The sequence below is a fragment of the Actinacidiphila oryziradicis genome (assembly GCF_005047355.1).
Taxonomy (GTDB): Bacteria; Actinomycetota; Actinomycetes; order Streptomycetales; family Streptomycetaceae; genus Actinacidiphila; species Actinacidiphila oryziradicis.
The window spans coordinates 135,105-161,486 of record NZ_SUMC01000006.1; the positions used below are offsets into that span (position 1 = coordinate 135,105).

The window sequence follows — 26,382 nt, forward strand, 5'->3', positions numbered from 1 at the left end:
GTAGAGTGAATCGACACCCTGGCGCAGCCCCCGAAGGAGCAGTTCCTTGCCGCAGCTTGCCTTCGCCAACACCTTCTGGGACGAGTACGAAGTCCTGGAGAAGTCAGTCAAGGCCGGGGTCCGGAAGGCGATGAGCAAGTTCCAGAAGCTCACTGTCGCCGAACTGCACGCCGACAAGGGGCTGCATCTCGAGTCGGTAGACATAGCGCGCGACGCCCGGATGCGGACGATTCGGATCAACGACTTCTGGCGGGGCGTAGTCCTGGCGCCGGACGACGGCAGCGACACGTTCCTGCTGGTCAATGTCGTGTCCCACGACAAGGCGTACGAGTGGGCGTCGAAGCGGATCTATACCGTCAATACGGCCACCCGGGGGCTGGAGGTCCGCAATGTGGTGGCGATCGAGCAGCTGACGCCGGTCCTGGAGCAGGCCGCGGCGCAGGCACCGTCGAGGCTGTTCGAGGAGTATTCGGACTTCACACTGCGCGAGCTCGGGATCGACGAGGGCACGCTGCGGGCGATACGGACCATCATCGACAAGCCACAGCTGGAGGCATTCGGGACGCTGCTCCCGGAAGACCAGTTCGAGGTGCTGCAGTATCTGGCCGAGGGCTTCAAGCCCGACGCTGTCTACCGCGACGTCGTCGCCGTGCGGCGGCCGGCTGACGCCGGACCGGAGCCGACCGAGGACCTGGCCACTGCCATCGCCAACACCAGCAGCCGTATCACCTTCGTGTCAGGACCCGCAGAGCTCGAGGAGGTGCTCAGCAAGCCCTTCGCCGCCTGGCGGGTCTTCCTGCACCCGACGCAGCGCCGGGTGGCGTACCGGGTTTCGTACGGCGGACCGGTGCAGGTCACCGGCGGGCCGGGCACCGGCAAGACCGTGGTGGCGCTGCACCGCGTCAAACACCTGCTGGGACGCTCACCCGATGGCGGCCGCATCCTGCTGACGACCTTCACCAACGCCATGGCCGCGGCCCTGCGGCAGAATCTCGCTCTGCTGCTGGAGGATCCCGCGCTGCTGGACCGGGTCGAGGTCACCACCGTCAACTCGCTCGCCCACTATGTCGTGCAGGAGCGCAAGGGCCGGGCGCCTGCGCTGATCAATGACGCGGACGAGCGGGTGCGGTGGGGGCGGCTCGTCAGGAAGTTCGACCTGGCCTGGACCGAGCAGTTCCTCGCGCAGGAGTACCGGCATGTCATCCTCGCGCAGGACATCGGCTCGTCGGAGGAGTACCTGAAGGCGGTGCGCCGTGGGCGGGGGAGCGCGCTGGGTCCGTTGCAGCGGGCGAAGGTGTGGCGAGCGTTGGAGGAGTTCACCCGGCAGCTGGAATCCGAGGGCAAGCGCACACATCTGCAGCTGTGTTCCGAGGCGGCCCGGCTGCGCCGTAATGCCGGTCCGGACTTCCCGCGTTATGACCACGTGGTCGTCGACGAAGCGCAGGATCTTCATCCGGCCCAGTGGCGGTTGTTGCGGGCCGTCGTACCGGAACGGCCTGACGACCTGTTCATCACTGGCGACCCGCATCAGCGCATCTACGACTCGAAGGTGGCACTCGGCTCACTCGGCATCTCGGTGGCCGGCCGGTCCAGTCGGCTGCGGGTGAACTACCGCAACACCGAGGAGATTCTGGTGTGGGCCACCGGCATCGTCAGGAACGAGCTGGTGGAGGACCTCGGCGGCGACGGTATGGAGACTCTGGCCGGCTACCAGTCCGTGCTGCACGGGGCCCGACCGCGGACCGCGGCGTTCGGCTCGGAGGAGGCGGAGCTGACGGCGCTTGTCGATCAGGTCAGGCAATGGACCGATGCAGGGGTGCGGACCTCGGAGATCGCGGTCTGCACCCGCTTCAACAATCTGATCGACAAGGCCGTGCACCGGCTGGTCGCCGTCGGGATCCCGGTGGCGCTGGTGAAGGACAACCCGGCAGCGGACGAGGAGGGTGTGCGGATCGCCACGACGCACAGTATGAAGGGGCTGGAATTCCGATGCGTGGCGGTCGTCGGCGTGACCGCGGGCGCCTTCCCTTTCTCCCGTGCGGTGACGGACGAGACGGTCGACCGGCTGCAGCACGAGACCGACCTGCTCGCCGAACGCTGCCTGCTGTTCGTCGCCTGCACGCGTGCGCGCGAGGCACTCTATGTCTCGTGGAGCGGCGCCCCCAGTTCTTTCCTGGCCGCGTAGTCCTGCCAAGGCCTCTACGCGGGCACGGTCGGCATGTGCGCATACGCGGCATCTTCACCCATGGATACGCCTGAGAGTGTCCGCGCGCATGCGGAAAGTTGCGTAGGTCCAGTTATCATAAGTCGAGTTATGTAGCTGTCGCAGACATGGGGAGTGCCGGTGCCGAGTTTGCCGAGGCCCGCCGAGATGTTCGACCGGGGGTCCGCGCTCGCCGCATTCGCCGGTGATGAGCGCGGCGGCGCCGCACTCGGGGTGATCTCCGGGTGCCGTCGGCAAGGCAAGACGTTCCTGCTCCGCCCGCCAGCCCTGCGACCGTCGCCGAGGGCTACCCCGTACGCCGCAGCTCACCCATGAGGCGCCGCGGCGAAGTCCCGGAAGTACAGCTCGGTGTTGTCCACCCGCAGCCCCACCCCGCCCGGCGTCAGCAGCCGGCCGGGAGTGCGGTCCTCGGCGGTGAGGACCGTCCGCCCGTCGATGTCGAGGCGGAGGTGGACCGTCCCTGAGCGGCTGTTCACCGCGCTTGCCGCCAACTGGTGCCAGGATCCGTAGGGAAGCGCGTGCCGGGCCTCGGCCAGCGTGGCGTAGTCCCCGCCGTTCGCGGCCGATGCGTCCTTGGCCGGGATCTTGCGCTTGACCACTATCAGTCCGTCGCGCCGGCGGAAGCTCAGCGCGTACAGCTCCTGGGGACTGTGGTACCGCAGCCAGAGGTGGCCGCCGTCCCAGTCCTGAGCCGGGGTCTGTGCTGTGGTGATCGGCGGTGCCAGGCGCACCGCCGTGCGCACTATCACCGATCCGAAGTCCCGCCTGCGGGTGACCAGGCGGAAGACGGCGGAGTCGGTGAACCGAGATGAGTCCGGCCCCGTCTCCCCGACCTCCGGCAGCCCCGTCCAGCCGTCACCGCTGTGGGCGAAGAGGGAGCCGCTGGTGACCACCCACTCCGCAGAGGTGCGTGCCCTGCGGTCGTGGGGATTGCGGTACGCGTATTCGTTGGTGACCAGGCCGTCCTGGGGGAAGCGGGCCGTGAAGGGATTTCCGGCCTCGTGCGGGCCGACGAGCTCCGCGGCCCCGTATGCGGCGGCGGTGGCCGCTGCGGTTCCCAGTGTCAGCCCACCGATCAACGTCCGCCGGGACGGTCGGGGCAGCTCGGCCCCGCTCATCCCGGCGTCACCGCGGTCGCCATCGGGGCCACGGTGACCTGGAGCAGGGCAGGCCAGGAGCGCCGGGTGAGATCGCGGTACGCGGAGTAGGCCACACCTCCTGGCTCTCCCTTGGCCAGCAGGGTCGTGCGGATCGCCCCGTCCACGTTGATCGCGGTCGAGCTTGCGGTCACCGTGATGATGACCCGGTGCTCGGCGGCCGCCGCCAGCGGTCGCGTTGCTACCAGCCGCTGGCTGTTCGCGTCGCCCGAGTACACGTCCATCCGGTCGCGGGAGACCTGGACGCTGATCGCCAGCGGGCTGCCCACCCGGACCCACAGCGCGCCGCTCACACCCGTGGACGAGAGCCTGGCGATGGTGCCGCTGACCGTGTAGTCGGTCCACCCACCTGTCTGCTCGGGCCGGTAGGCCCCGTAGGCGGACAGGGTGCGCCCCTGCGGCTCGAGCTGGGCTCCGCCGATCCGGAACGGCGCCTGCACGCCGGGGGCGCTCTCCCAACGGGCGTTCGGGTCCAGCAGCACTGATCCGGCCACGGTCTGCCGGCTGCCGGTGGCCGTACTGGCGTCCTGGGGAAGTGCGGAGACGCGGAGTGCGGTGAAGGCCGTCCAGGAGACACCCGGCCTGTTGATGCCGACCCGGATGCCGATGCCTCCGGCGAGGTCACCGGCAGTCTCCTTGGAGGTCCAGCTGAGTACCGCGGTGCCGTCCACGCGGGCCGTGGTGGTGGCGCCGCTCACGGTGACCCGCACCGTGTGCGACGTCGTAGGCGCCAGCTTGCGGACCGCCACCCGGCGACCGCTGTGGGTCAGCACAAGATTGCCCTGGCTGACGCTGACCGTCACGGGGTCCAGGCTGCCGTTGCGTACCACGATCGAGGCCTGGTTGGTCCCGTTGCCGAACCCCTTGATGGTGGCGTCCACCTGGTAGCCGGTCCAGTCGACGCTGCTTACGGCGCGGTAGTCGGCGGCGGCGTAGCGCTCGTTGCCGGGGAAGGGCCCCTGGCCGGTAAAGACTCCGATACCGCTGCGGCCGGTACCGTCGGTGCGCGTCCACAGTGCCGGCTGAGCCAGGGGCTTGGAGGCGGCGGGCGCGACCTGGGTCCACCGGGCGATCCCGGAGAGCAGTTGCTCCGGGGTGGTCGAGCTGTGCAGCTCCAGTCGCTGCACTTGGTGCGCGGCCGCGGCACGGCGGCTGGCGGTGAGCGGCCGTGTCGAGACGTTGGTCATGGTGGTCACGAAATATTTGGACAGCAGCTCCTGCAGAGTCGTCCCTCCACTGGGCACGTTGACCCGCTCGGTGGCCTCGGAGAAGGGGTACGCGAAGACCTGGGGCTTCGGCAGGCCGTGGCTGGTGATGTCCTTGAAGGACTGCTTGATGTCGGCGTTCACCCGGGCCTCGTACTCCTGCCGGGTCTCCAGCCGCTGCTGGTCCTTCAGCCACAGGCGGTTGGCGAGGGCCGATGCGGTGTGCCCGGCGGCGTCCACCTGCTGGCGATGGTGGAGGTCGTGAGTGTGGTCCTGGAAGTCCCATCGGCCGGAGCCGGCCATCCGCTTGATCTCGTTCCAGGTGAGGTAGTACGGGCGGTTCTGGTCCACCCGGCCGGTGATCAGGAAGACGGCGCCGTGCATGTGGTGCCGGGCCAGGATCCGGTCGCCGTAGACCCACAGCCCGTTGGTGCCGTCGTCGAAGGTGATGTAGACCGACCGCGGCGGGGCCGGTCCGCCCTTGAGGTAGTCGACGAACTCGTCGGTGGTCAGGCTCCGGTAGCCGGCGCTCTCGAGCGCGGCCAGCTGGGCGTCGAAGGCGGCCGGGGTGACCACGTACTGGCTGGAGCTGTGGGGGTTGAGGTCGTGGTAGGCCAGCACGATCGGGGCCGATGCGGCGGGCAGCCCCTTGACCGTGCGAGCCCACGCCGTGGTGTCGGCGGGCTTGAGACGGACCACCGGCGGACTGGCCTGCGGGCTCATGTACTTCTGGTAGAGGTAGTACTCCGCGGCCGCGTAGAAGGGCAGCGCCAGGACTGCTGTGGCGAGCAGGGTCAGCCCGATGCGGGCCGGCCAGTGTGCGGGTCCGCGGCGGGGACGGTGCGCGCGGTCGCGCGCACCGGCGGGCGGCAGGGAGGAGAGGTGGGGCGAGGTCACGGCAGGATGCTTCCTCGAGTCAGAACGATTGCGTATATGCCGCAGACCACGGCGATGGAGAGCAGGGCGGCGAGCAGCCGGCCGACGGCGTGCAGGGACTTCATCAGGTGAGGCTCCTCGACCAGACTCCGCGCCGGATGGTGGCGAGGGAGTACGGCAGCAACCAGGCCAGCAGCACTGAGGACAGCAGGCTCATCAGGGGTCGATAGCGCCAGTGGGTGTCCCCAGGGTTGTCGACCTTGAAGGCCAGGCCCCAGACGCAGCCCTTGAGGATCACTCCGCACAGGTAGAGCAGCGTCAGAAAACCCGCGCCGTGCGCGGGCGCCCACACGAGGTGGCGGAACGCCATCAAGGGCGCGGCGACCACCCACAGAACGTGGCCGTAGAACAGGGCGGCCGGCCCGAGGCCCCGGCGCCACATGAAGGAACCGGTGAAGAAGAGGTTGCGGATGAAGCTTTTCTTCCAGCGGATCTGCTGCTTCATGAAGGGCCGGAAACGAGCCGGGACGTTGGTCCACACCTTGGCGGACTGCACGTAGCCGATCCGCCATGCGCGCTCGGGATAGTCCTGTGCGGTGACGAACGGCGAGTCCGCGTACTTGCGCTTCAGCGCCTTACCGCGCCAACGCTGGCCCAGAACGTATCCGGTGAGCTGGCGGTCGGTCGCGAAGAGAAAGGGCGCGCCCATGAAGCGGTCGCCCGCCCAGGCCGGCAGGTAGTTGTAGATGGCATCGCGGCGGAACACTGCCAGCGGCCCGGACACGCAGCTGACCGAGCCGAAGGTGGACTCCGCCGCCTTCGCCACCCGGAACTGTCCCTCGTACCAGACGTCTTGCATTTTGGTGAACAGGGTGTGGTTCGCGTTGAGCGCCCGGGCATGGCCGCTCACCGCCCCCAGTTCCGGGTGATCGACCATGGCCCGTATGCAGCGGGCCAGGGCGTCCGGGGCCAGGATGCAGTCCGAGTCGGTGAAGGCGATGACGTCGCCGTCGGCCACCTCGCAGGCGTGGACCAGAGCATGTTTCTTGCCGACGTTCTTCTCCAGGTAGATCACGGTGATACCGAGCTCGGCCTCCAGACGGCGCAGCACATCCCGGGTGCCGTCCTCGGAGAGGTCGTCCACGACGATGATCTGCAGGTCCTGGTGGTCGCTTCCGGCCATGGAGCGGACGCAGTCCTCGATGCAGTCAACCTCGTCCTTGACCGCGAGCAGGAAGCTCACCCGTGGGTTGGAAGGCAGAGCCGGGAAGGTGCCCAGCCCCCGCGGCCGCTTGCGGAGCATGCGCTCCGAGGGGTCGTCGTAGCGGCTGTAGGCGATGAACAGCATGGCGATGGTGCCGACCAGGACGACGAAGCCGTAGCCGAGGACCAGCGGGCTCTGCGCGAGCCGGGGCGCCTCGTGGGCCAGTATCAGCAGCAGCGGGAGCAGGCAGAGAAGGGTCAGTACCCGCCGCGCGGCATGGCGGATCGCCGGGTCCAGCCGATCCAGCCGGCGGCGCACCGGTCCGGGGGCACGCCGGGCGGCGGAGCGCAGCCGGGGCCCTGGGGCCGTAGCCGGGCGGGGACGCGGCACAACCGGCCGGGAGGCGCGGCGGGTGCCGCGCCTGCCTCCCCCGGACGCCGGGACAGGCGAGGCGGGCAGAGCGGATGATGCGGCGCGGGCGGGGGCGTGCGCAGGGATGTGGCCGGAGACGGGGACGGGGTCATGAAAGGGCGTCCAGGGCGATGCGTGCGCCGGCTCCTCGGGCCGGTGCCCGGGCGCGTCCTGCCGGCCCGAAGCGGGCGTCCCCGTCGTGGTGTCCTGCTGCGCTTCCCATCCGGCGAACCTGCCCTCCCCGTCCCCTTCGTGACGGACCGACCGGCCGTCGTACCAGTTGTCGCTCACACGACCGCCTTGGCCGGGACCGAGTTGAGCCGGTAGGTGGCATCGAGTACGGCGGTCCGGTCGGCCAGCCAACTCAGGTCCACGCCGGGATGCATGGTGTGAACCAGGATCAGGTCCCAGCTCTCGGCTTCCGGGACGGCCACGCTCGACAGGAGTTCGGCACCCAACCGCAGGGACGGCACCAGCGGGTCGGTGAAGTGCACCTTGGCACCCTCCTCGGCCAACTCCTCGAGGATCTCGAGCGCGGGCGACTCACGCACGTCGGCGACGCCCGGTTTGTAGGCCACCCCCACCACCAGCACTCGAGCACCGGAGGTGCTCCGGCCGCGGTCGGCCAGCAGTTCGCGGGCCCGCCGGACGACCTTCCGGGGGCGGCTCGCGATGGCGGTCATGGCCGTGTCGATGAGCGGGGAGGAGATGCGGAGTGCTCGAAGCTGCCAGAGCAGGTAATGCGGGTCGCAGGGTATGCAGTGGCCACCGACTCCCGGGCCGGGGTAGAAGGGCATAAAGCCGTACGGCTTCGTCGCGGCGGCTTCGATGATCGGCAGGGGATCCAGGCCGAGGCCGTTGCAGTCCTCAGCGAACTCGTTCGCCAGCGCGATGTTGACGGCGCGGAAGGTGTTCTCCCACAGCTTGGTCATCTCGGCGTCCTCCGGAGAAGGGAGGATGTGAGCGGAAGGCGCGGTGCGCTCGAGTACGGCGGCCGCCAGCAGACTGGCGAACTCGCCGGTGCCGCCAACCACGCGGGGGGTGCGGTCCTGGGCGTGCTGGGCGTTGCCCGGGTCGATGCGCTCGGGCGAGAAGGCTACGAAGACATCGGTGCCGACCCTCAGACCGCGGGCATTCAGCGGTTCCACCAGGAGGTCGCGAGTGGTGCCCACGTACGTCGTGGAGGTGAGCACCAGCAACTGGCCGGGGACCGCGTGCGCCACCACGGCCGCGCAGGCGGAGGACAGGGCTTCCAGCTCCGGCACCAGATGGCGGTCGACGGGGGTCGGCACGCAGATCAGAACGGTGCGAGCGCCGGCGATGGCGGCGGGGTCCGCAGCAAGGGTGAAACGCTCGCCGGCGGTGGCGAGTCGCTCGTGGTCGCTGGGCAGCAAGTCGACCGCACCGAGACGGATGGCGTCGAGCCGCGCCTCGCTGACGTCGATTCCGATGACCTCATTGCCCGCGGCGAGCAGCGCGAGAGCCGTGGGAAGGCCCACGTAACCGAGGCCGACGACGGCGACCGCAGCGCTGGCGTGGTCTGCGGGCGAGAGGATCTTGGGACTTGTAGAACTCCGGTCGGAGGTTCTCAGGGGGTGGGGGAGTTGCACGAGACGCTCCACGAAAGAGAGTTGCGGGTTGAAACAGCGGCGCCGGCCGACAGGGAATCCAGGTTTCGGCTGCGGCCTGCGCAGCCCTCGGTACGCCCCACCGGTCCGGCGAGTGCGTGCACATGTGCGGTTCCCTCAGAGGACAGGTGTCCCAGAGATCGGGCCCCACCGAGCCGAGGTTGTCTGGCGGTGGGGTTCCAGCTCGCTAAGAATGTCTGTGAACTCAGTTGACGGTCAAGTCATCAACGCATCGCATCCACGATGTCGGATTGCCTGATTTATTAACATTTTGCGTAGGCAATTGAGGCTTTTAGTCGTTATGTGTTCGAGTCCAATGTGCGTGTTTCGTGATGAAAGCGTGATCCGCTCCGCTGAGCTCGCGGGCGACGTGTGCACCGGCAGGGTTCTCGGTGGTGGAGGGGCTGATGTGGCGCCAGGTCGGCGACCGTACGCAGGCCGAACTCCCGCAGCCGTGCGGCGCCCCTTGCGCTGAGCGTGTTCAGCGGCCCCGGCCTGCAGAGCAACCCGGGCCGTCGTCGGGCCGCCCTTCGGCTGCGCGCAGGCGCCTGGGATGCCAATGGCGTCCCAGGCGTCGGGCCCCGGAGTGTCGAGAAGCCGATCAGCGCCGGATATCGCGTCGCGGCTTCCCGTCAACCATCAGCTTGTTCCGCGGCCGCCGCCCGCGCTATCCGTGCCAGAGACAGGTGACGCTGCCCGCCGACCCGCCGTACGAGGTGCTCGGGGTGATGACCACCGGTTCGGTCATCGAGGTGTCGGAGGTGACGGTGAAGACGGCGGCCCGGCCGTTCGCACCGGTGACCGCGGCGGGTGCTTTCGCGACCGGCTTGCCGTTGACGAGTACGGCTTGGCCGACCTGGCTTTTGGAAGCGATCCACGCCGCTTTGAGGCGCACCGGAATCCCGGCGCGGTGGATGTCGTTGCCGACCGAGTCGCGGAGCTGGACCGTGATGCGCACGTGCTTGCCCGGGGCAAGGTTGGCGTTGCTCAGCTCGGTGAGGAGGACGGCCTTGACGGCGACCGGGTGAAGGCCGTGCGCGATCGGGGCGCTGCTCATGGTCTGGGGGGCGGTGGTGAAGGCGCGCAGCTTGAACGCGGTTGACGCCGGGGGGATCTGGATGCCGGTCTCGGGAGCGGTTCGAGGCTGCCGTTCAGCCATGTGGAGGGCGATCGAAGGATAAAGGGCAGGTTGGGCAGCAGCCAGGAGACCGCGGCGATGCCCGTGTACCTGGCGGTGAGCGAGGTGGCGCTGAGGGTCCGGCTCCGGCCGCGCCGGACCAGCCACAGGCCGAGTACCAGGAACGGCGCGACGAACCAGGCGAGCTGGTGGGTGGCGACGGCCAGACCGAGGCAGTAGGCGCGGACGACCCCGCGCAGGCCGAGTTTGTCGCCGGCCCCGACGGTCGGCCAGTCGGCGACCGCGACGACCAGGAAGGCGAGCGCGACGAGGACCGGATACTCGCTAAGGGCGTAGCGGGGCAGGATGCTCAGCCCGAAGCAGGCCACGGCTGCCAGCGGACGCAGCTGCGCGGGCAGCAGCCTGAACATCAGCACCGAGGTGGCGATGAGGCCGAGGACGGCGGCGAGGAGCGCGCCCGCGGGTGCGCCGGTGAGTGCGGTGATGCCGGCGGCGAGCAGTGCGCCCAGGGGCGGATAACCGTAGTTCGAGACGATTCTGCCGTCGAAGAGGACGGTGGGGCTGATGATGCTGTTGCCCGGAGCGAGCGCGGAGTGCGCGAGCGGCCAGTTGTCACCGTAGAGGCGCCCGGTGCGCAGGATCTCGTCGGCGCCGGACTGCATCACCATGCCGACGTCGTTCGCCGTGGCCAGATGGCCGGGGACCATCGTCGTGCGGACCGAGCATATGAAGAGGGCGATGCCCACGACGAGCACGGCGGCGTCCACCACGGTCAGCGCACGCCGGGTGCGTACGGCAACGGCAGCCGCGGCGAGGACCATGATCGCGCCGTAGCTGCCGACGACGACGGCGCCGTACAGGGGGTAGTCCGTGATGGTGCTGTTCCACAGCAGACGCATGCCGGCCAGCAGGCTGACGCCGGCGAGGACGCTCAGGGCACGGTGGGCGGCAGCAGGCTGCGCTGACGGGGACCGGTCGCGGACGCTCAACATCCATGTCCAGGGCGCGAGGTACCCCCGGAGCGGGAGGGATTGGCGAGCCGACGGTGGGCTGTCACTGACAGGGCGCTCGGATCCTCCCCCCGCGGGCCCGGGAAGAGTGTCCAAATGCCCTCTGCGCTGCCCGCCCGTGTCGGGACGCTCCGGGCGTGGCGGTACGGCGGGCAGCATACTTGCCTCCGGCGGAACGGCTGGCCATAGGCACGCGAGTCTGCCAGTGTCCGACCCGGCGTCTTCAGGGCAGGCTCTGGTCAATGGCCTTCCGTTTCTGGTGGTGAGGACCATACGGAAGGCGGGCCCGGCCGCGAGCATGTGCTGGAAGGTGTCGTCGGCCTGGTCCGGGGGCGCGTCTCGATCACCGGCCGTACGCCGGTGAGCACGCTGAGGGCCATGGTCTGCTCGGCCGGAGGCGGTGCCGGAGGGTTATGTGAGCCCACTTCGGCGTTGTGCGGGCAAGCCGCGGCCAGGACGGTGCTCATACGTCGGATGTCCGTTGCGCCGGGATTGTATCATCCGGTCGTGCTTATGTGGATACGCTCGGAGTGAAGTCCCGGGCCCGTCCATACCGGGCCCCGGCTTTTGACACAATGGTCAGCCGTACCGGAACCGAGTTGAACAGCAGCCGGGGGAGAGCAGTGACCGACGGCCCGTCCATGGCAGCGGACCTGGGAGAGGAGCCGAACGCCGGCGCGTTCGGCATCGACGCCTTCACCCTGGACGACCGGCTGCGGCTGTTCCACTTCGCAGCCGCCGAGAAACGCCACGACTACCTGTGGCTGCTGCGCGCCTTCGACCGCGGCCGCGCCAACTACCAGGTGCTGCTGCACGCCTCCGACGCCCGCGACCTGCTCGCCCAACTCGCCGCCGAGCACCCCGCCGCCCACGCGGTCGGCGAGGTGCAGCCGCTGCTGGACGCGCTCGCCGACTGGAAGCTGCTGGACCGTAGCTACGACGGCACCCGCGCCGCCAACCTCGCCGAGTACCGCAACCGGCACTACGTCTACCAGTTCACCCAGGCCGGCTACCGCGCCTTCCGTGCCGTCGAGGAGGTGCTCGGCGCGACCCTGGAGGACGCCCAGCTGTCCCGCCTGGTCTTCCCCGACATCCTCGCCGACCTGCGCGCCCTGGCCCGAGCCAACGTTGACGGCGACGCCGAGGAGGTCTACCGCAAGCTGTCCCGCCTCGACGGTGTCCTCACCGACATGGCCCAGCGCTCGGCCCGCTTCTACCTGATGCTCGGTGACCTCGCCCGCACCAACGACGCCCGCCCCGAGGTGTTCCTCGCACACAAGGACGCGCTGCTCTCGCACATGCGCGAGTTCACCGCGGAACTCGCCCGCTACGCCCCGCTGCTGGCCGCCGCGGTGCAGGAGGTCGCCGACACCGGCGTGGACCGCCTCATCGACCACGCGGCCGAGGCCGACGAACGGCTCTTCCGCCGCCCGGCGGAGCGGCTGGAGGACTGGCGGCAGCGCTGGTCCGGCCTGGTGCACTGGTTCGCCGAGGGCGAGCACAGCGAGAGCGAGCGTCTGCAGTCCGCCACCGTCACCGCCATCTCGGGCGTCCTGGCGCTGCTGCGCCGGGTCACCGAGTCACGCAAGGGCGGAGTCAGCCGGGAGAGCCAACTGCGGCACCTCGCCCAGTGGTTCACCTCCTGCCCCAGCGACGCCGACGCCCACGCGCTGTTCCGCGTCGCCTTCGACCTGGGCTCGCCCCGGCACATCGCCGTCCCCTACGAGGACCCGGAGCTGATCCCCAACCGGCTCTCATGGTGGGAGGCCGAACCGGTGGTGCTCGCCCGCACCCTGGTCCAGTCCGGACGCGCCCCCGCCCTGCACGGCCCCGGCCGGATCGAACGCAACGACGCGCAGCGTCAGCAGTTGCGCGCCCAGCAGCTCAAGGAGCAGGCGCAGGCCCGCAGCGCGGCCGGCTCACTGGCTGGAGACGGCGTGTACGGGAGAGTCCTCGACGAGCCCGAGACCCAGGCCCTGCTCGGCCTGCTCGACCTCGCCCTGTCCGCCCGTGTCCCGGTCAGCCGGGGTGTCGCTGCCGCCGGAGCCCACGGCGTACGCCTGACCCTGCGACCCGCCGCCGGGTCCACGACCGTGCACACCGTACGGGGCCGGCTCCACCTGGACGGCCTGCGTCTGGAGGTCACCGCATGAGGGTCGCCGAGGCCGTCGGCCCGCTGGAACTCGCCGACTACCAGAAGGCCGTCCGGCTGGTCCTGCGCCACCCCCTGGTCACCAAGGTGTGGCCCGACGCGGGGGCTCTGCCGCTGGTCCGGCGCTGGGCCGAGCAATTGCGCGCGGACCTGCCCGAGGCGCTCGGCTACCGGCTGATCACCACCGCCGACACCGCCCGCCTGCTACGGGTCCAGGACGAACTGGACGCCACCCAGCCCGCGTTGACCCGGGGCGAGCGGCCCTTTGACCGCCGCCGCTATGCCTACCTGGTGCTCACCCTGGCCGCGCTCGGCCGCTCCGGCGCCCAGATCGCGCTGGGCGAGCTCGCGGACGCGGTCGCCGCCGACGCCGCCCGCGTCGACGGGCTCGGTATGGACACCGAGCGCAAGCCCGACCGGGACGCCTTCGTGGACGCTGTCGCCTGGCTGGAGGCGCGCGGCGCGCTGCGCACCGCCGACGGCTCCGCAGCCGCCTGGGTCAACGACCCCGATCGCGCCGAAGCGCTCTACGACATCGACCGCGAGGTCACCGGCGCGCTCTACCGGCCCCGCAGGGTGCTGCAGCACCTCGGCTCCGTGACCGACCTGCTCGACCAGGACACCCCCGCCGGTTTCGCCCAGGGACGCGAGACCCAGCGCCGCACCGCCGCCCGCCGGGCCCGCCGCCTCGTCCTGGAGCAGCCCGCCGTCTACTACGACGACGTGGACGAGGCGCTGCGCGGGCAGCTGCGCTCACCCGCCCTCGCCGAAGACCTGGAACGCCTCACCGGCCTCGCCCTGGAACGCCGCGCCGAAGGCGTCGCCCTCATCGACACCTCCGGGCGGCTTTCCGACCTCCGTTTCCCGGCCGGAGGCACTGTCGCCCAGGCCGCGCTGCTGCTTGCCGCCAGGATCGCCGAGCAGGGCGCCAAGCCGCGCACCGAGCGGTTGCCCGCGGCCACCGCCGTCGAACGGCGGGCCGCGGCCGCCGCCCGGATCGACAGCGCCCTGCCCGAGCGCGGGCTGTTCGCCGAGATCGCCGAGCCCGCGCCGGCTCCCGTACCGGAGACGGAAGGTACGGAAAGCGCGGAAGGCGATGAGGCGTCGGGACCGGCCGACGAAGCGGCGTATCCGTTCGTCACCGACGCCTGGCTCCGTGGCGCGATGAAACGCCTCGTCGCCACGTACGGCCAAGGCATGTCCGCGGAGCTGCGCGACGACCCCGACCGGCTCACCGCCCGCGCGATCGCTCTGCTCGGCTCGCTGCGGCTGGTCGCCCCCGTCGACGGCGGGGTGCTCGCACTGCCGCTGCTCGGCCGTTACCGGGGCGTCACCGCGCAGGTCAAAACCCGGCCCAAGGCGGCAGCCGCAGCCCCGGCCGCCCAGCCGACACTGTCCGACACCGCGCCCGGCAGCGAGCCCGGCACCGCGACCCGATCCGAGGACCTGACCCCGTGACCCGCTACGTCCCCACCCGCGCCGGCATCGTCAACCTGTGGGACTACCGCGACGAGGAGTTCTCCTTCGCGGGCGGCTGGCTGATTCTGCGCGGCCCCAACGGCTCCGGCAAGACCAAGGCCCTGGAAGTCCTCTTCCCCTTCGTCCTCGACGGCCGGATCGACCCCAAGCGGCTCAACCCCTTCGCCGCCGAGGACCGCACCATGAAGTCCAACCTGCTCTTCCGGGGGCAGGACAGCGCACTCGGCTACGTCTGGCTGGAACTGCGGCACCGCGACACCGGGCACGCCGTCACCGTCGGCATCGGACTGCACGCCCAGCGCCACCGCGACCAGCCCGCCCGCTGGCACTTCGTCACCGACGGCCGGGTCGGCGAGGACTTCTCCCTGCTCACCGACGACGACCGGCCGATGACGAAGAAGCAGCTCACCGCCGAGATCGGCGAGGAGTGCCTGCACACGTCCGCCGCCGACTACCGCACCGCGATCGACCAGCGCCTGTTCGGCCTCGGCCGGGAACGCTACGAGCAACTGCTCACCCTGATCCTGACGCTGCGCCGGCCGCAGCTCGCCAAGAACCTCGACCCGGCGAAGCTCTCCGACACCCTCACCGGAGGCCTGCGCCCCGTCGACGACGATCTGGTCGCCGAGGCCGCCCGGTCCTTCGACGACATGGAGGCCGTACAGCGCACCCTGGAAGGCCTGGCCGCCGCCGACGAGGCCACCGGCGCCTTCCTCGCCAGCTACACCACCTACCTGCGGGTGCACGCCCGCTGGGCCTCCGACGCGCTCACCCGCCGACGTACCGGCACCGAAGCCCGCCGCACCGCCGTCACCGAGGCAGCCGCTGGGCTCGCCGCCGCCGAAGAGCGCCAGGCCGTCGCCGCGACCCGGCTGGAGACCGCCGACAACGCCCTCGCCGCGCTGCGGGCCCGCCTCGACCAGCTCAAGTCCAGTGCCGCCTACCAGGCCCTGGAACAGCTCGCCGACCTGGAACGGCTGGTGCGCACCTGTGAGCAGAACGCCCGGTCCGCCGCCGAGGAGCACGCCCGCCGCGCCGCCGCCACCAGCCGCGCCCGCGCCGACCTGGAGCGCGCCGAGGCACTGCTCTCCGAGCTCGCCGCCACCGTATCCCGTACCGCGGCCGAGCTCACCGACCACGCCACCGCGGCAGGCGTCCGCTGGCAGGCCGCCGACGCCGAACCCGGCGGCCTCGCCGACCGCGCGGGCGCGCGAGCCGCCGAGCGCACCGAGGCCGTCCGCGCGGTCCGGGCCGCCCAGGCCGCGCACCGCAGCGCCGAACAGGCCCGCGACCTCGCCCGACTCGCCCTCGACCGGGCCCTGGCCGCCGTGGAGGAGGCCGAGCAGGCCGAGCGCGCCGCCGCCGAAAGCGTCGAAGCCGCCCGCGACCGCGCCGCCGCCGAACTCGGCACCTGGACCGCGCGCCACCACGCCCTGCTGCCCGAAGGCGCCGCCGAGGAGCTCGCGGAAGCCCTGGCCGCCGTGGGAGAGCCGGACGCCCCCGCCCTCGCCGCCGTCTTCACCTCCGCCACCACCGAGCGCGCTGACGAACTGCGCGACCGCCAGGCCGAGCTGCGCGCCGAACGCACCCGCACGGCCGCCGAGCGCGAACAGACCGCCGCCGAACGCGCCCGGATCGCCGCCGAGCACGACGACGCCCCTCCCGCGCATCCAGCCCGCACCGCCCCCCGCGACGGCCGTACCGGCGCGCCGCTCTGGCAACTCGTACGCTTCGCCGACCAGCTGACGGACGATCAGGCCGCCGGCCTGGAAGCCGCCCTGGAGGCCGCCGGGCTCCTCGACTCCTGGATCACCCCCGAGGAGCAGCCCCTCGCGCCCGGCGACAGCGACGCCTACCTGCGCCCCGGCCCTCCCGCGCCCGGCGCCAGCCTCGCCGATGTGCTCCTCCCCGAAGAGGACACCGCCGTCCCCGCCCAGCGCATCGCGGCGATCCTGCGTTCCGTCGCCACCGTGGGCGACCCCGCCGCCCACCCCGCCGCGCTGCAATTCCCCCTCGTGGCCCCCGACGGCCGCTACTCCCAGGGCGTCCAGAGCGGAGCGCACCGCAAACCGCGCGCCGAGTACATCGGCGCGACGGCCCGCGCCCGCCGCCGCGCCGCCCGCCTCGCCGACTGCGACACCCGCCTCGCCGCCCTCGACGCCCGTCTCAGCGAGCAGGAGGCCGAGGCGGCGCGCTGCGCGGACGCGCTCGCCGAACTCGACACCGCCCGCGCCGCGCTGCCACGCACCGGCCCGATCACCGCCGCGCTCGGCGAACTGGCCCGCGCCGACGCCCGGCTGCGCGCCATCCGCGAGGCCGCCGACCAGACCCAGGCCGGCTACGACGAGTCCGTCGCCGCAACCGGGGTCCTTGAGCGCGCGCTGCGCCGCACCGCTGCCGAGCACCGCCTCGACCCGGCCGCCGCCGACGCAGTCGAAGCCGCCGTGCACCGCTTCGCCGCCGCCGCCGGCACCCTCGCCGGGCAGCGCCGCGAGGAGGACCGCCAGCGCGAGGCCGCTGCCGCGGCCGACATCCGCCTCGGCGACTGCGCCGAGGACGAGGAGACCGCCGCCGCCGCCGAGCGCGCCGCCCGCCGCCGGCACACCGAGGAGGCCGCCAAGCTCGACGCCCTGCAGAGCGCTGTCGGCGCGGACGCCCAGCAGGTCCTCGCCCAGGTCCAGGAGGCCGAGGCGGGTCTCGCAGACGCTGCCGCCGAGTCGGAGGCGGCCCGCGCCGCCGAGCGCACCGCCCTCACCGAGGCCGCCGCTGCCGGAGCGCGGCTCACTGCCGCCCGCGAGGCCCACGCCGTCGCCGCCGCCGAGGAACGCGAAACCGCCCGCGGACTCGCCCCCTACGCACAACGGGAACTGCTGGACGTCCTCAAGTGCCCGCCGGGTCTCGTCTGGCCCGGACAGGAAGCCGACTGGGCCGCCGAGGAACTGCCCGCCGCCGTCACCGCGGTCCACGAGGCGATCCTGGCCGCGACCCGGGAACTCACCCCCACCGAGACCTCACTCAAGCAGTCCACCACCCGCCTCACCAAGGCCCTCGACGACCTCCAGGCGCAGCTCGGTTCCGCCGGACAGGACTACCGTCCCGAGTGGGACGGCGCGGACGGCGTCATCGTCGTACGCATCGCCGACGAGCAGGGCCCGCTGCCGGTCGGCGCGTTCGCCGCCCGGATCGCCGCCGCCCGCCGCGACCAGCAGCAGCTGCTCACCGACTCCGAGCAGCGCATCCTGGAGGACGCCCTGCTCACCCGGCTCGCCCAGCAGATCCACGACCGTACCGTGGACGCCCGCGACCTCATCCACCGGATGAACGCCGAGATGCGCTCCCGGAAGATGTCGTCCGGGACCACCGTCGGCGTCAGCTGGCTCCTTGCCGACAACCTCGACGAGGAGCAGCGAGCCGTCTGCGCCCTGCTCGACGCCGACGCGACCCGGCTCGGCCCCGACTCCCTCGCCCGGATGCGCGCCCACTTCGCCACCCAGATCAAGAACGCCCGGGCCCGCTGGCGCGACCGTCCCTACCGGGAACTGCTCGCGGAGGTGCTGGACTACCGCAGCTGGCGGCAGTTCGTCTTCCAGTTGGTGCGCCCCGGCGGAGCCGAGGAGCGGCTGACCCGTGCCCGGCACAGCCGCCTGTCCGGCGGGGAGCAGTCGGTGTCGCTGCACCTGCCGCTGTTCGCCGCCGCCCACGCCATGCTGAACTCCGCTCACCCGCACGCACCCCGGCTGCTCGCCCTGGACGAGGCCTTCGCCGGGGTGGACGACACCGGGCGCGGCGAACTGATGAGCCTGGCCGCCCAGTTCGACCTGGACCTCTTCATGACCGGCTACGACCTGTGGGCGGCCCAAGCCGCCGTGCCTGCCGCCGCACACTACGACCTGGCGCATTCCCCGATCGAGCACACCGTCAGCGCACTGCTGCTGGTCTGGGACGGCTCCCGGCTGCTCGCCGACGACGCGGGCGAACTGACCGTAGCCCTCGGCTCGCCGGGCACCCGCCGCCGCCCGGTCGCGGCATGACCGCGGCATGACCGGGCGACAGGCAGACCCCGGCTCTGCCCTCGAGGAACTGCGTGGCGAGGGCTGGCAGCGGTTGCTCGCCGCCGCCCGGCGCCGGCTGGAGCGCACCGGCGGGCTGCTGGAGGGCGCAGTCGGCCTCACCGGCCCCAGCGAGGCCGAGCGCCGGGTCGTGATCGGCGTCACCGGCCAGTACCGGCCCGAGAGCGTCAAACGCCTGACCGTGGACCTGGCCGCCCTGGACGCCGCCCTGCGCGAGATGCACGGCCGGTCATTGGCCACGGTACTGGCCTGGCTGCACGGACCGCTGCGCGACCGGCCCGGCGAACGGCAGGCAGAAGCGGAGCAGCGCGACCGACTTCGCGCCGCCTTGGACGCCGGCCGCCACGCCGGCGAATCCTGGTACGCCACCTGGACGGAGGCGATCACCGGGGACGGGACGCTCACCCGGCTGCTGCGCCGGGGCGACGCACGGCTCGTGCCCTGGGCCGTCGCCGTCCTGGACCGGCTTCCGGTGCCCGAGCACCGGCCGCCGCTCCCGCTGCCCGTGCTCGCCGAGTGGACCACCGGCGACACCAAGGCTTTGGTCGCGGGCGCTCCCCTGGCCTCGCTGGTGCTGCGTGCCCTGGCCCTGCGCGCGGAGTCGGACCTGCCCCGCGACCGGGTCGGTCAGCGGCTGCTGTGGGAGCGTTTCGGCGCCGTCGCGGACGACCTGGCCAGTCAGGTCCTGGTGCTGAATCTGCGTGCCTCCCGCGACCACGTGGTCGCTCACTGGCTCGACGACGCGGCCGACTTCGGTATCCCCTTCCGGCTGACGCTGCATCAACTCACCGCGTATCCGCCCGCCCTCGCCGCGCGCGAGGTCTTCGTCTGCGAGAACCCCGCGGTGCTGCGCGCCGCCGCTGCGGAACTGGGCCCGGACAGCGCTCCGCTGGTGTGTACGGAAGGTGTGCCCTCGGCGGCCTGCCGGCGCCTCCTCGACGCCGCCGTGCACGCCGGGGCGCGGCTGCGGGTGCGGGCCGACTTCGACTGGACCGGTCTGCGGATCGTCGGTGCGGCCCTCGCCGCCGGAGGAGCGAGCCCCTGGCGGATGGCCGTCGCCGACTACCGCACCGCCCTCACGGCGGGCGACTCCACCCCGCTCGTCGGAGCCGCGGCCCCCAGCCCCTGGGAACCGGAACTCGCCGGGCTGATGGCCGGAGAGGGACGCGCCGTCATGGAGGAGCGCCTGCTCCCCGCGCTCCTCGCGGACCTCGCCGTCGCCACGCCTCCTTGGCATAGTTCCTGAGCAGGCGAAGGCAGCCCCGCGCCAACTGCTGTGATTTTTCACAGGGATCCGAACGCAGACGACCCGGAGGCCACCGCCACAACCGGTTGATCGGGCCCTGGCCCGGCCCGGCCCGGCCCGGAGGAGGGGCGTGCGGGCCGGGGACCCCGTTGCCTCCCGGTCGCGCGCGGCCGGGAGGCCGGATGACCCGGTTATTCCGGTTGGCTCCGCGGGCGGCCGGTGGCCACGGTGACATCGGCGGCATCCTGGAAGAGCGTGCTGACGAACGAATAGTCTTGGTCCGCGCCTGGACCCTGCATGCAGAAGCCGTACAGCTCGTGCGCCAGATTCGCCAGCGGCATCGGCACACCGGACTGGCGTGCCAGGTCGCGGGCCAGGCCGGCGTCCTTGTACATCAGACGCAGGGCGAACCCCGGCTCGTAGACGTCGCGCAGCAGGTTGCGCGGGACCCAGGTGTCCAGCACGGTGCTGCCGCCCGACGAGGCGAGCACGATTTCCCGCAGCTGCGCCGGGTCCAGCCCGGCCTTCGCGCCCAAGGTGAGTGCCTCGGAGTTGGCAACCATGATCGTCGCGGTCAGGATGTTGTTGCACAGCTTGGCGACCTGGCTGGTGCCCAGCGGACCGGTGCGGAAGATGTTCCGGCCGAGGGCGTCGAGCAGGCCGGACACGTGGTCGATGTCGCTGTCGGTGCCGCCGACCATGATGGTGAGGGTGCCGTCGGCCGCGCGGACCGGGCCACCGCTGATCGGGGCGTCCACCATCCGGATGCCCGCCGCTGCGAGCCGGTCAGCGAGCGCGGTGACGCCGTCCGGCGACACCGTGCTCATATTGAGCAGGGTGAGACCCTCATGGCTGCCCTGCACCAGCCCGCTCGGGCCTTCGGCGAGTTCCAGCAGCTGCGGCAGGTCCGGCACGAGGGCGATGACGACGTCGGCGTCGCGGGCCGCGGCCGCCACACTGTCGACGATCTTCGCGCCCTTGTCCGCCAGCGCCTCGGCGGCCTCGCGCCGCCGGTGCGGAACCACGGCGACGTCAAAGCCGGCATCGAGCAGGACTCGGGCCATCGGTGCGCCCATGGCGCCGAGTCCGACGACGGCGACGGAACGGGGAAGTGCAGTGGACGCAGGCATGGCATTCGGTCCTTTTCCGGGGGACGGGTGGGATGGATCATTCGGTGGGCAGCGCAGCGGTGCGGCCGGCCAGTAGGTCCGACAGCCGGGGGGCGGTGATCGGAAGGTCTTCCATGACCAGGCCGAACGGCGCGATCGCGTCGTTGACCGCCGCGGTCACCGCGGCGATAGAGCCCATCACCCCGCCCTCGCTCATGCCTTTCATCCCACCCGGAGTACGCGAGCTGGGTGTGCCGCAGTGCAGCACCTCGATCCGCGGCGCCTCCTGTGCCGAGGGCAGCACATAGTCGCGGAATGTCGGTGTGAGGTTGTTGCCCTCGGCGTCGTAGGACACGCCCTCGTAGAGCACGCCGCCTGTGCCGAGCATGACCGCGCCGTGGATCTGTCCCTCGACCACCTTCGGGTTGATCATGGTGCCGGCGTCCTCCGCGACCAGATAGCGCTCGATGCGCACCTGGCCGGTGACGGGGTCGACGACGACCTCACACAGGTGGGCGGCGTTGGAATAGGTCATCGGCGGCGGGTCATAGGCCAGGTGCGCGACCAGCCCCGGCTCCATTCCCGGGGGCAGCGACAGCGGGTCGAGGTAGGCGGTACGGGCGATGTCGACGAGGGCGACGCCCGTGCCGACGACGCCGCCGTCCTTGGCCCGCACGATCTCGCCGTCGCGGACGTCCAGCCCGGACTCGTCCGCGGCGCCGCTTCCGAGGGCGCCGGAGATACCCAGCTGCTCCCGCGCGATGGCCAGCACCTTGTCCTTCAGGCGCTGCGCCGCGAGCAGTGCGGCACCACCACCGGCCGTGCCGCTGCGGGCGCCCCGGGTTCCCATCCCGTACGGAGCGACCTCGGTGTCGCCCAGCCGTACGGCCACGTCCTCGGGCCGCACGCCCAGCCCTGCCGCGACCGCCTGCGCGATGGTCGTCTCGTGTCCCTGGCCGGCCGGGGCGATGCCCACCGAGGCCACCACGGCACCGCTCGGGTCGATCCGGACCCAGGCCGACTCGTGCCCCGAGCCGGGAATGCCGGCCGCGCGGTAGAACGCCGACCCGTAGGTCGTCGGCTCCACGAGGCAGGCGATTCCCAGGCCGCGGTAGATCCCGGCCTTGCGATCGGCGCGCTGCCGCCGGCGGAACTCGGCGTAGCCGTAGGCATCCAGCGCGGTCCGGTAGGTCCGGTACGGAGTGATCTCCTCGTAGGTCTCGCCAACCGCGGTGACATAGGGCAACTCGGATTCGCGGAGCATGTTGCGCTCGCGTACCTCGACCGGATCCAGGCCCAGATCCCGGGCGATCGCGTCGATGGTGCCCTCGGTGACCCAGGTGCAGATCGCCATGGGCGCCCGCATCGGAGAAGCCGGGATCTTGTTGGACAGCACCACGGTCATGTCGTACTCGTAGTCGGCCAACCGGTAGGCGTTCGGCATCATCATCGCGACGACCCGCAGCATGTAGTTCGCGGGGAAGAGCGCGTAGGCACCGAAATCGCTGGTCAGATGGGCCCGCATGGCGAGGATCCGGCCGTCGGCGGTGACCGCGGTCTCCACTTCGGCGGAGTCCTCACGGGCCGACAGGGCAGCGGTCAGGTTCTCAACGCGGTCCTCCCGCCAACGCACCGGGCGGTCCAGGTGGCGGGCGAGGGCGGCCACCGCCAGTTCCTCCCGGTGCACAATGAGCTTCTGCCCGAAGGAACCTCCAACATCCTGCACGATCACCCGGACCTGATGCTCGGCCAGCCGGAGGCGCGCGGCCAGCTGCGTGCGATATGGGTGCGGCACCTGCGTGCCGGTGTACATGGTCAGCTCGGCGCGGCCCGCGTCCCAGACCGCCGCGCAGCCCCGTGTCTCCATCGGAGCGTGGGTCATCCGCTGGTGGGAGAACCGGGTCCGGACCACCCGGTGCGCCCCGGCGAAGGCGGTCGCCGCATCCCCCGCGGAGAAGTGCTCGCGGAACACGACGTTGGAGTCCACCGTCTCGTCGACCAGGGGCGCGAGACCCTCCAGGCTCGCCGCCAGGTCGAGCGCGGGTTGGAGCAGTTCGTACTCGACCCTGACCAGTGCGGCCGCGTCCTCCGCCGTGTACCGGCTGTCGGCCACCACGACCGCGACCGGGTCGCCGACGAAGCGCACCTTGGCCGTCGGCAGTGATTCGGTCTCCAACGGGACCAGGCCGTCGATCGGCGGGGCGATCCGCAGCGGAACGGTCCAGGCGGCCAGATCCGCGCCGGTGAACACTCCGACGACGCCCTGGATTCCACGAGCGGCCGAGGCGTCGATGGTGACGATGGACGCGTGGGCGTGCGGGCTGCGCACGAAATGGGTGTGCAGCGCGCCGGGCAGCGCGATGTCATCGACGAAGGTCGCGGTGCCGCTGAGCAGCCGATGGTCCTCGCGCCGGGTGATCGCCGCCCCCAGCGGCCCGCTGGTCGCCGGTTCGGTTCCGACCGGTCCGGTGGCCGCCGGTCCGGTGGGCGCCGTGTTGGTTTCGCCGGGACCGGTCGCCGTCGGTTCGGTTTCGTCCGGCCGCGCGGATGCCGACCGCACGGATGCCGAACGCGCGGATGCCGACCGCGCGGCGCGCACCGCGGCCGCGATGACGTTCTGATAGCCCGTGCACCGGCACAGGTTCCCGGACACCGCGTGGCGCAGTTCCGCCTCGGTCGCATCCGGGTGATCGGCCAGATGGGCGGTCAGGGTGACCAGGATCCCAGGTGTGCAGAACCCGCACTGCAGGCCGTGTTCGGCGCGGAAGGCTTCCTGCAACGGGTTCAGCCCGTCCGCTCCGGCCAGCCCTTCAACGGTGGTGACGTCCTGCCCGTCGGCCTGAACGGCGAGCATCAGACACGAGCGGACCGGCCGGCCCTCGATCAGCACCGTGCACGCCCCGCACACACCGTGCTCGCAGCCGACATGCGTGCCGGTCAGGCCGCAGCCGTCACGCAGCGCATCGGACAGCAGAGTGCGCGGTTCGACTTCGAGTCCGTACTTTCGGCCATTGACGTTGATCCCCACGCCGGTCACGACATCGCCTCCCGGGCGCGCTGGAGGGCGTCCGCCAGCACCCCATGGGTCAGGTGACGGATCAGCCGACGGCGATAGGCCGCACTCGCGTACAGGTCGGTCACAGGGTCGGCGCGCCCTACGAGGAGGTCGGCGACCACGCCGAACCACTCCTGGTCAGGTCTCCGGCCGATCAGTTCACCGGCGGCGTCGCCCAGGGCGTAGGGCACGGGGGCGGCCCCGGTCACAGCGGCCCGCAGCGCCGACACCGTGCCGTCGACCGCCAGCCTCAGCGTGGCCGCGACGGTCACCAGCGGAAAGGCGTAGGCGCCCGGCCGGCTCACCTCCCGGAAACCCCATCCGTCCCGGCCAGTCATGCGGGGCAGCTCGATGGCGACGATCACCTCCTGCTCCCCGATCGCCCTCGGGTGCAGCAGTTCCCCGACGCCGACCGTGCGGGAGCTGTCCGGCGAGCGCAGTTGCGCCGAAGCGCCCAGCAGTACGCCGATGCCGGGCAGCTCGGCGGCCGGGTCGGCATTGGCGATGCTGCCACCAAGGGTGCCGCGGGTGCGCACCGCCGCGTGTCCGACGCGGGCCGCCGCGCACGACAGCACCGGGACCGCAGCACGCACTTCCGGACTGTCGGCCAGAGTCTGGTGGCGGGTGAGCGCACCCAGCACGACAGTGTCCGGCCGGACGTCGAGGCGTTGCAACCCGCCGATCCCGTTGATGTCGACGAGCCGCCGCGGGCTGCGCTTCCGCTCGTTCAGTTCAGGCAGCAGGCTCTGTCCACCGGCGAGGAGCACATCACCATCGACCAGCGTGCCGAGCAGCTCGGCCAGGTGGCGCGGGCGCGTGTAGTCGAATGGTGCCGGTTTCATGCCGAGGCGCGGAAGGCGGTGCCCAGCTCGGTGATGCCGGCCATGCCCTCGCCGCCTTCGGCGACAGCGATGACCTCGAACTCCACGATGATGTCGGGGCCGTGGCCGACGATCTCGGTGACCTTCGAGGGTGTCGTGGCCAGCGATGCCACGAACTCGCTTCGTGCCTGCTCCGTGGCCCACAGGTAGTTGCCGGCGAAGAATCCCCCGGGCTGCATGGTCCAGATTTTCTCGATCAGCCCGGGCCGACCGGTGAACCTCGGCTGCGACTCCTTGCCTACGTACTCCCGCAGCCGATCACTGACGTCCGACCCGGTGCCGGCCAGGGACCAGCGAGTCGTGAGTCCGAACATTTCCGACCTCCGTGCCCCGCGCACCGTGCCGATACTCAGGGCAGTGTGCGGTTCGTGCCTCATGGCGGTTGAGTTTTGTGTCGCGTCACTCGGACGCATTTTCTATGAGCATAGATCCCGCTTGAGTGGACCGGGCCGGGGGCCCGCCCCGTGCGGGAGCGCGTCGGCCAAGGCATGGAAGCCCATGCCGCCCCCCTCGGAGGCATCACCGGTCACTGGCCGTCTCTGGCGGCCAACGTGGTGTCGATGAAGGCCTGGGTCGCGGCGGTGACGGGGCCACCCCGGTATATGAGCCACTGCGGAAGTGTTTCCGCGGGCGAGAACCGGTAGACCTCCGCACCGGCCCGCCTGGCGAGATCAGCCCAGCCGTCCGGCATCAGGCCGGCCCCGATTCCCTTGAGCACCATGGGCAGGACCACGCTCCGGTCACCGACCTCCGCCGCGATGGTCATATCGCCGACGGTGGCGGCGAGCCGGTCGAACAGGGCGCGGACCGCCGTCGCCGGCTTGGTCACCACGAACCGCATGCCGCGCAGCGCCTCGGGAGTCACCGTGGGCCCGGTGTCCGCCATCGTGTTCGGTGGCACTACGAGCAGGAACTCTTCGTCTCGCAGGTGATGTGCGACCAGCCCCTGGCCGGTGGGGCGCTCGGCGCTGCCGGAGACCCCGACCTCGCAGCGGCCCTGGAGCACCATGGCGATCACTTCGGCCGCCGACAGGGCGGACGAGGTGCTGACCGTGACACCCGGATGACGCTCGCGGAGTTCGGCGACAACGCTCGTCACGGGCTCCAGCGCCGAGGATGACGTCGCCGCGACATCCACCCTGCCCACCGTTCCATGGCCGATCGACCGCGCCGCGGCACGCAGGGCGTCGAGATCGCGGAGCACGAGCCTCGCCCTGTCGGCCAGCATCTCCCCGGCGTTGCTGAGCACGACGTTGCGGCCGACCCGGTGGAAGAGCGTGACCCCGAGGTCGCGTTCGAGTTTCTGGATCGCACGCGACAGCGACGGCTGGGCGACGCGCAGCGACCGTGCGGCGTGGGTGAAACCGCCCTGCTCCACGACAGCCACGAAGTACTCGAGCTGGCGGCGTTCCATGGAGTCCTCACGAACTGATCGATAGCGATAGGGATTGATAGCGATTGGCTATCTGAATGGTGTCATAGATGTCTTGGACGCAAAGTAGCGGCGGGTGTTTACTTCCTAAAAGATCGTTCTAGA

Annotated in this window: 16 protein-coding genes; 5 read left to right on the forward strand and 11 right to left on the reverse strand. The window is 71.3% G+C overall.

Annotated elements, in window-relative coordinates; all coding sequences use genetic code 11:
* The first annotated feature begins 46 nt into the window (after positions 1-46).
* Positions 47-2,185: a UvrD-helicase domain-containing protein gene (locus tag FCI23_RS08865; RefSeq protein ID WP_136722918.1), complete on the forward strand. Its 2,139-nt coding sequence runs from the start codon at positions 47-49 to the stop codon at positions 2,183-2,185.
* A 344-nt stretch (positions 2,186-2,529) separates the two neighbouring features.
* Here FCI23_RS08865 and FCI23_RS08875 read toward each other — a convergent pair whose 3' ends face one another.
* The 6 genes from FCI23_RS08875 to FCI23_RS08900 form a co-directional block, all read right to left on the reverse strand.
* Positions 2,530-3,342, reverse strand: coding sequence for a hypothetical protein (locus FCI23_RS08875; protein WP_136722920.1), 813 nt, complete (start codon positions 3,340-3,342; stop codon positions 2,530-2,532).
* Entirely contained in the window at positions 3,339-5,483 is a 2,145-nt protein-coding gene (locus FCI23_RS08880) for a polysaccharide deacetylase family protein (protein WP_136722921.1), read from the reverse strand. Before FCI23_RS08880 ends, FCI23_RS08875 begins: the two co-directional genes overlap by 4 nt.
* A gap of 103 nt (positions 5,484-5,586) precedes the next feature.
* Positions 5,587-7,368, reverse strand: a complete 1,782-nt coding sequence (locus tag FCI23_RS08885; RefSeq protein ID WP_407645940.1) for a glycosyltransferase family 2 protein — start codon at positions 7,366-7,368, stop codon at positions 5,587-5,589.
* Complete coding sequence (locus FCI23_RS08890) at positions 7,365-8,633, reverse strand: nucleotide sugar dehydrogenase (RefSeq protein ID WP_136723036.1); 1,269 nt, start codon at positions 8,631-8,633, stop codon at positions 7,365-7,367. Before FCI23_RS08890 ends, FCI23_RS08885 begins: the two co-directional genes overlap by 4 nt.
* A 739-nt stretch (positions 8,634-9,372) precedes the next feature.
* Positions 9,373-9,762: a hypothetical protein gene (locus FCI23_RS08895; RefSeq protein ID WP_169316726.1), complete on the reverse strand. Its 390-nt coding sequence runs from the start codon at positions 9,760-9,762 to the stop codon at positions 9,373-9,375.
* On the reverse strand, positions 9,759-10,835 hold the full coding sequence (locus FCI23_RS08900) for a hypothetical protein (protein ID WP_136722923.1): 1,077 nt from the start codon (positions 10,833-10,835) through the stop codon (positions 9,759-9,761). The genes FCI23_RS08895 and FCI23_RS08900 overlap by 4 nt, the downstream gene beginning before the upstream one ends.
* Positions 10,836-11,494: 659 nt before the next feature.
* Here FCI23_RS08900 and FCI23_RS08905 point away from each other — a divergent pair.
* From FCI23_RS08905 to FCI23_RS08920, 4 genes are read left to right on the forward strand one after another with little or no spacing between them, the layout of a single operon-like run.
* A complete protein-coding gene (locus FCI23_RS08905) occupies positions 11,495-13,006 on the forward strand; it encodes a TIGR02677 family protein (protein ID WP_136722924.1) in 1,512 nt (503 codons plus the stop codon).
* Positions 13,003-14,463 (forward strand): TIGR02678 family protein, encoded by a 1,461-nt coding sequence (locus tag FCI23_RS08910; protein WP_136722925.1) that lies wholly within the window; start codon positions 13,003-13,005, stop codon positions 14,461-14,463. Before FCI23_RS08905 ends, FCI23_RS08910 begins: the two co-directional genes overlap by 4 nt.
* Complete coding sequence (locus tag FCI23_RS08915; RefSeq protein WP_246143566.1) at positions 14,460-18,515, forward strand: TIGR02680 family protein; 4,056 nt, start codon at positions 14,460-14,462, stop codon at positions 18,513-18,515. The genes FCI23_RS08910 and FCI23_RS08915 overlap by 4 nt, the downstream gene beginning before the upstream one ends.
* A 7-nt stretch (positions 18,516-18,522) precedes the next feature.
* On the forward strand, positions 18,523-19,800 hold the full coding sequence (locus tag FCI23_RS08920) for a TIGR02679 family protein (protein WP_136722927.1): 1,278 nt from the start codon (positions 18,523-18,525) through the stop codon (positions 19,798-19,800).
* A gap of 191 nt (positions 19,801-19,991) precedes the next feature.
* On the opposite strand, the gene FCI23_RS08925 is transcribed toward FCI23_RS08920, so the two are convergent.
* From FCI23_RS08925 to FCI23_RS08945, 5 genes are all read right to left on the reverse strand, one after another.
* Positions 19,992-20,930, reverse strand: coding sequence for an NAD(P)-dependent oxidoreductase (locus tag FCI23_RS08925; protein WP_136722928.1), 939 nt, complete (start codon positions 20,928-20,930; stop codon positions 19,992-19,994).
* Between the two features lie 37 nt (positions 20,931-20,967).
* A complete protein-coding gene (locus tag FCI23_RS08930) occupies positions 20,968-23,946 on the reverse strand; it encodes a molybdopterin-dependent oxidoreductase (RefSeq protein ID WP_211265253.1) in 2,979 nt (992 codons plus the stop codon).
* Positions 23,943-24,806 (reverse strand): FAD binding domain-containing protein, encoded by an 864-nt coding sequence (locus FCI23_RS08935; protein ID WP_136722930.1) that lies wholly within the window; start codon positions 24,804-24,806, stop codon positions 23,943-23,945. Before FCI23_RS08935 ends, FCI23_RS08930 begins: the two co-directional genes overlap by 4 nt.
* On the reverse strand, positions 24,803-25,159 hold the full coding sequence (locus tag FCI23_RS08940) for a hypothetical protein (protein WP_136722931.1): 357 nt from the start codon (positions 25,157-25,159) through the stop codon (positions 24,803-24,805). The genes FCI23_RS08935 and FCI23_RS08940 overlap by 4 nt, the downstream gene beginning before the upstream one ends.
* Before the next feature lie 212 nt (positions 25,160-25,371).
* Positions 25,372-26,259: a LysR family transcriptional regulator gene (locus FCI23_RS08945; protein ID WP_136722932.1), complete on the reverse strand. Its 888-nt coding sequence runs from the start codon at positions 26,257-26,259 to the stop codon at positions 25,372-25,374.
* Positions 26,260-26,382: the final 123 nt, after the last annotated feature.

Excerpts from the sequence above, each read along its gene's own strand:
- FCI23_RS08935 (WP_136722930.1), bottom strand. The coding sequence starts at position 24,806 with ATGAAACCGGCACCATTCGACTACACGCGCCCGCGCCACCTGGCCGAG.
- FCI23_RS08945 (WP_136722932.1), bottom strand. The coding sequence starts at position 26,259 with ATGGAACGCCGCCAGCTCGAGTACTTCGTGGCTGTCGTGGAGCAGGGC.
- FCI23_RS08910 (WP_136722925.1), top strand. The coding sequence starts at position 13,003 with ATGAGGGTCGCCGAGGCCGTCGGCCCGCTGGAACTCGCCGACTACCAG.
- FCI23_RS08905 (WP_136722924.1), top strand. The coding sequence starts at position 11,495 with ATGGCAGCGGACCTGGGAGAGGAGCCGAACGCCGGCGCGTTCGGCATC.
- FCI23_RS08875 (WP_136722920.1), bottom strand. The coding sequence starts at position 3,342 with ATGAGCGGGGCCGAGCTGCCCCGACCGTCCCGGCGGACGTTGATCGGT.
- FCI23_RS08900 (WP_136722923.1), bottom strand. The coding sequence starts at position 10,835 with ATGTTGAGCGTCCGCGACCGGTCCCCGTCAGCGCAGCCTGCTGCCGCC.
- FCI23_RS08920 (WP_136722927.1), top strand. The coding sequence starts at position 18,523 with ATGACCGGGCGACAGGCAGACCCCGGCTCTGCCCTCGAGGAACTGCGT.
- FCI23_RS08895 (WP_169316726.1), bottom strand. The coding sequence starts at position 9,762 with ATGAGCAGCGCCCCGATCGCGCACGGCCTTCACCCGGTCGCCGTCAAG.
- FCI23_RS08940 (WP_136722931.1), bottom strand. The coding sequence starts at position 25,159 with ATGTTCGGACTCACGACTCGCTGGTCCCTGGCCGGCACCGGGTCGGAC.
- FCI23_RS08925 (WP_136722928.1), bottom strand. The coding sequence starts at position 20,930 with ATGCCTGCGTCCACTGCACTTCCCCGTTCCGTCGCCGTCGTCGGACTC.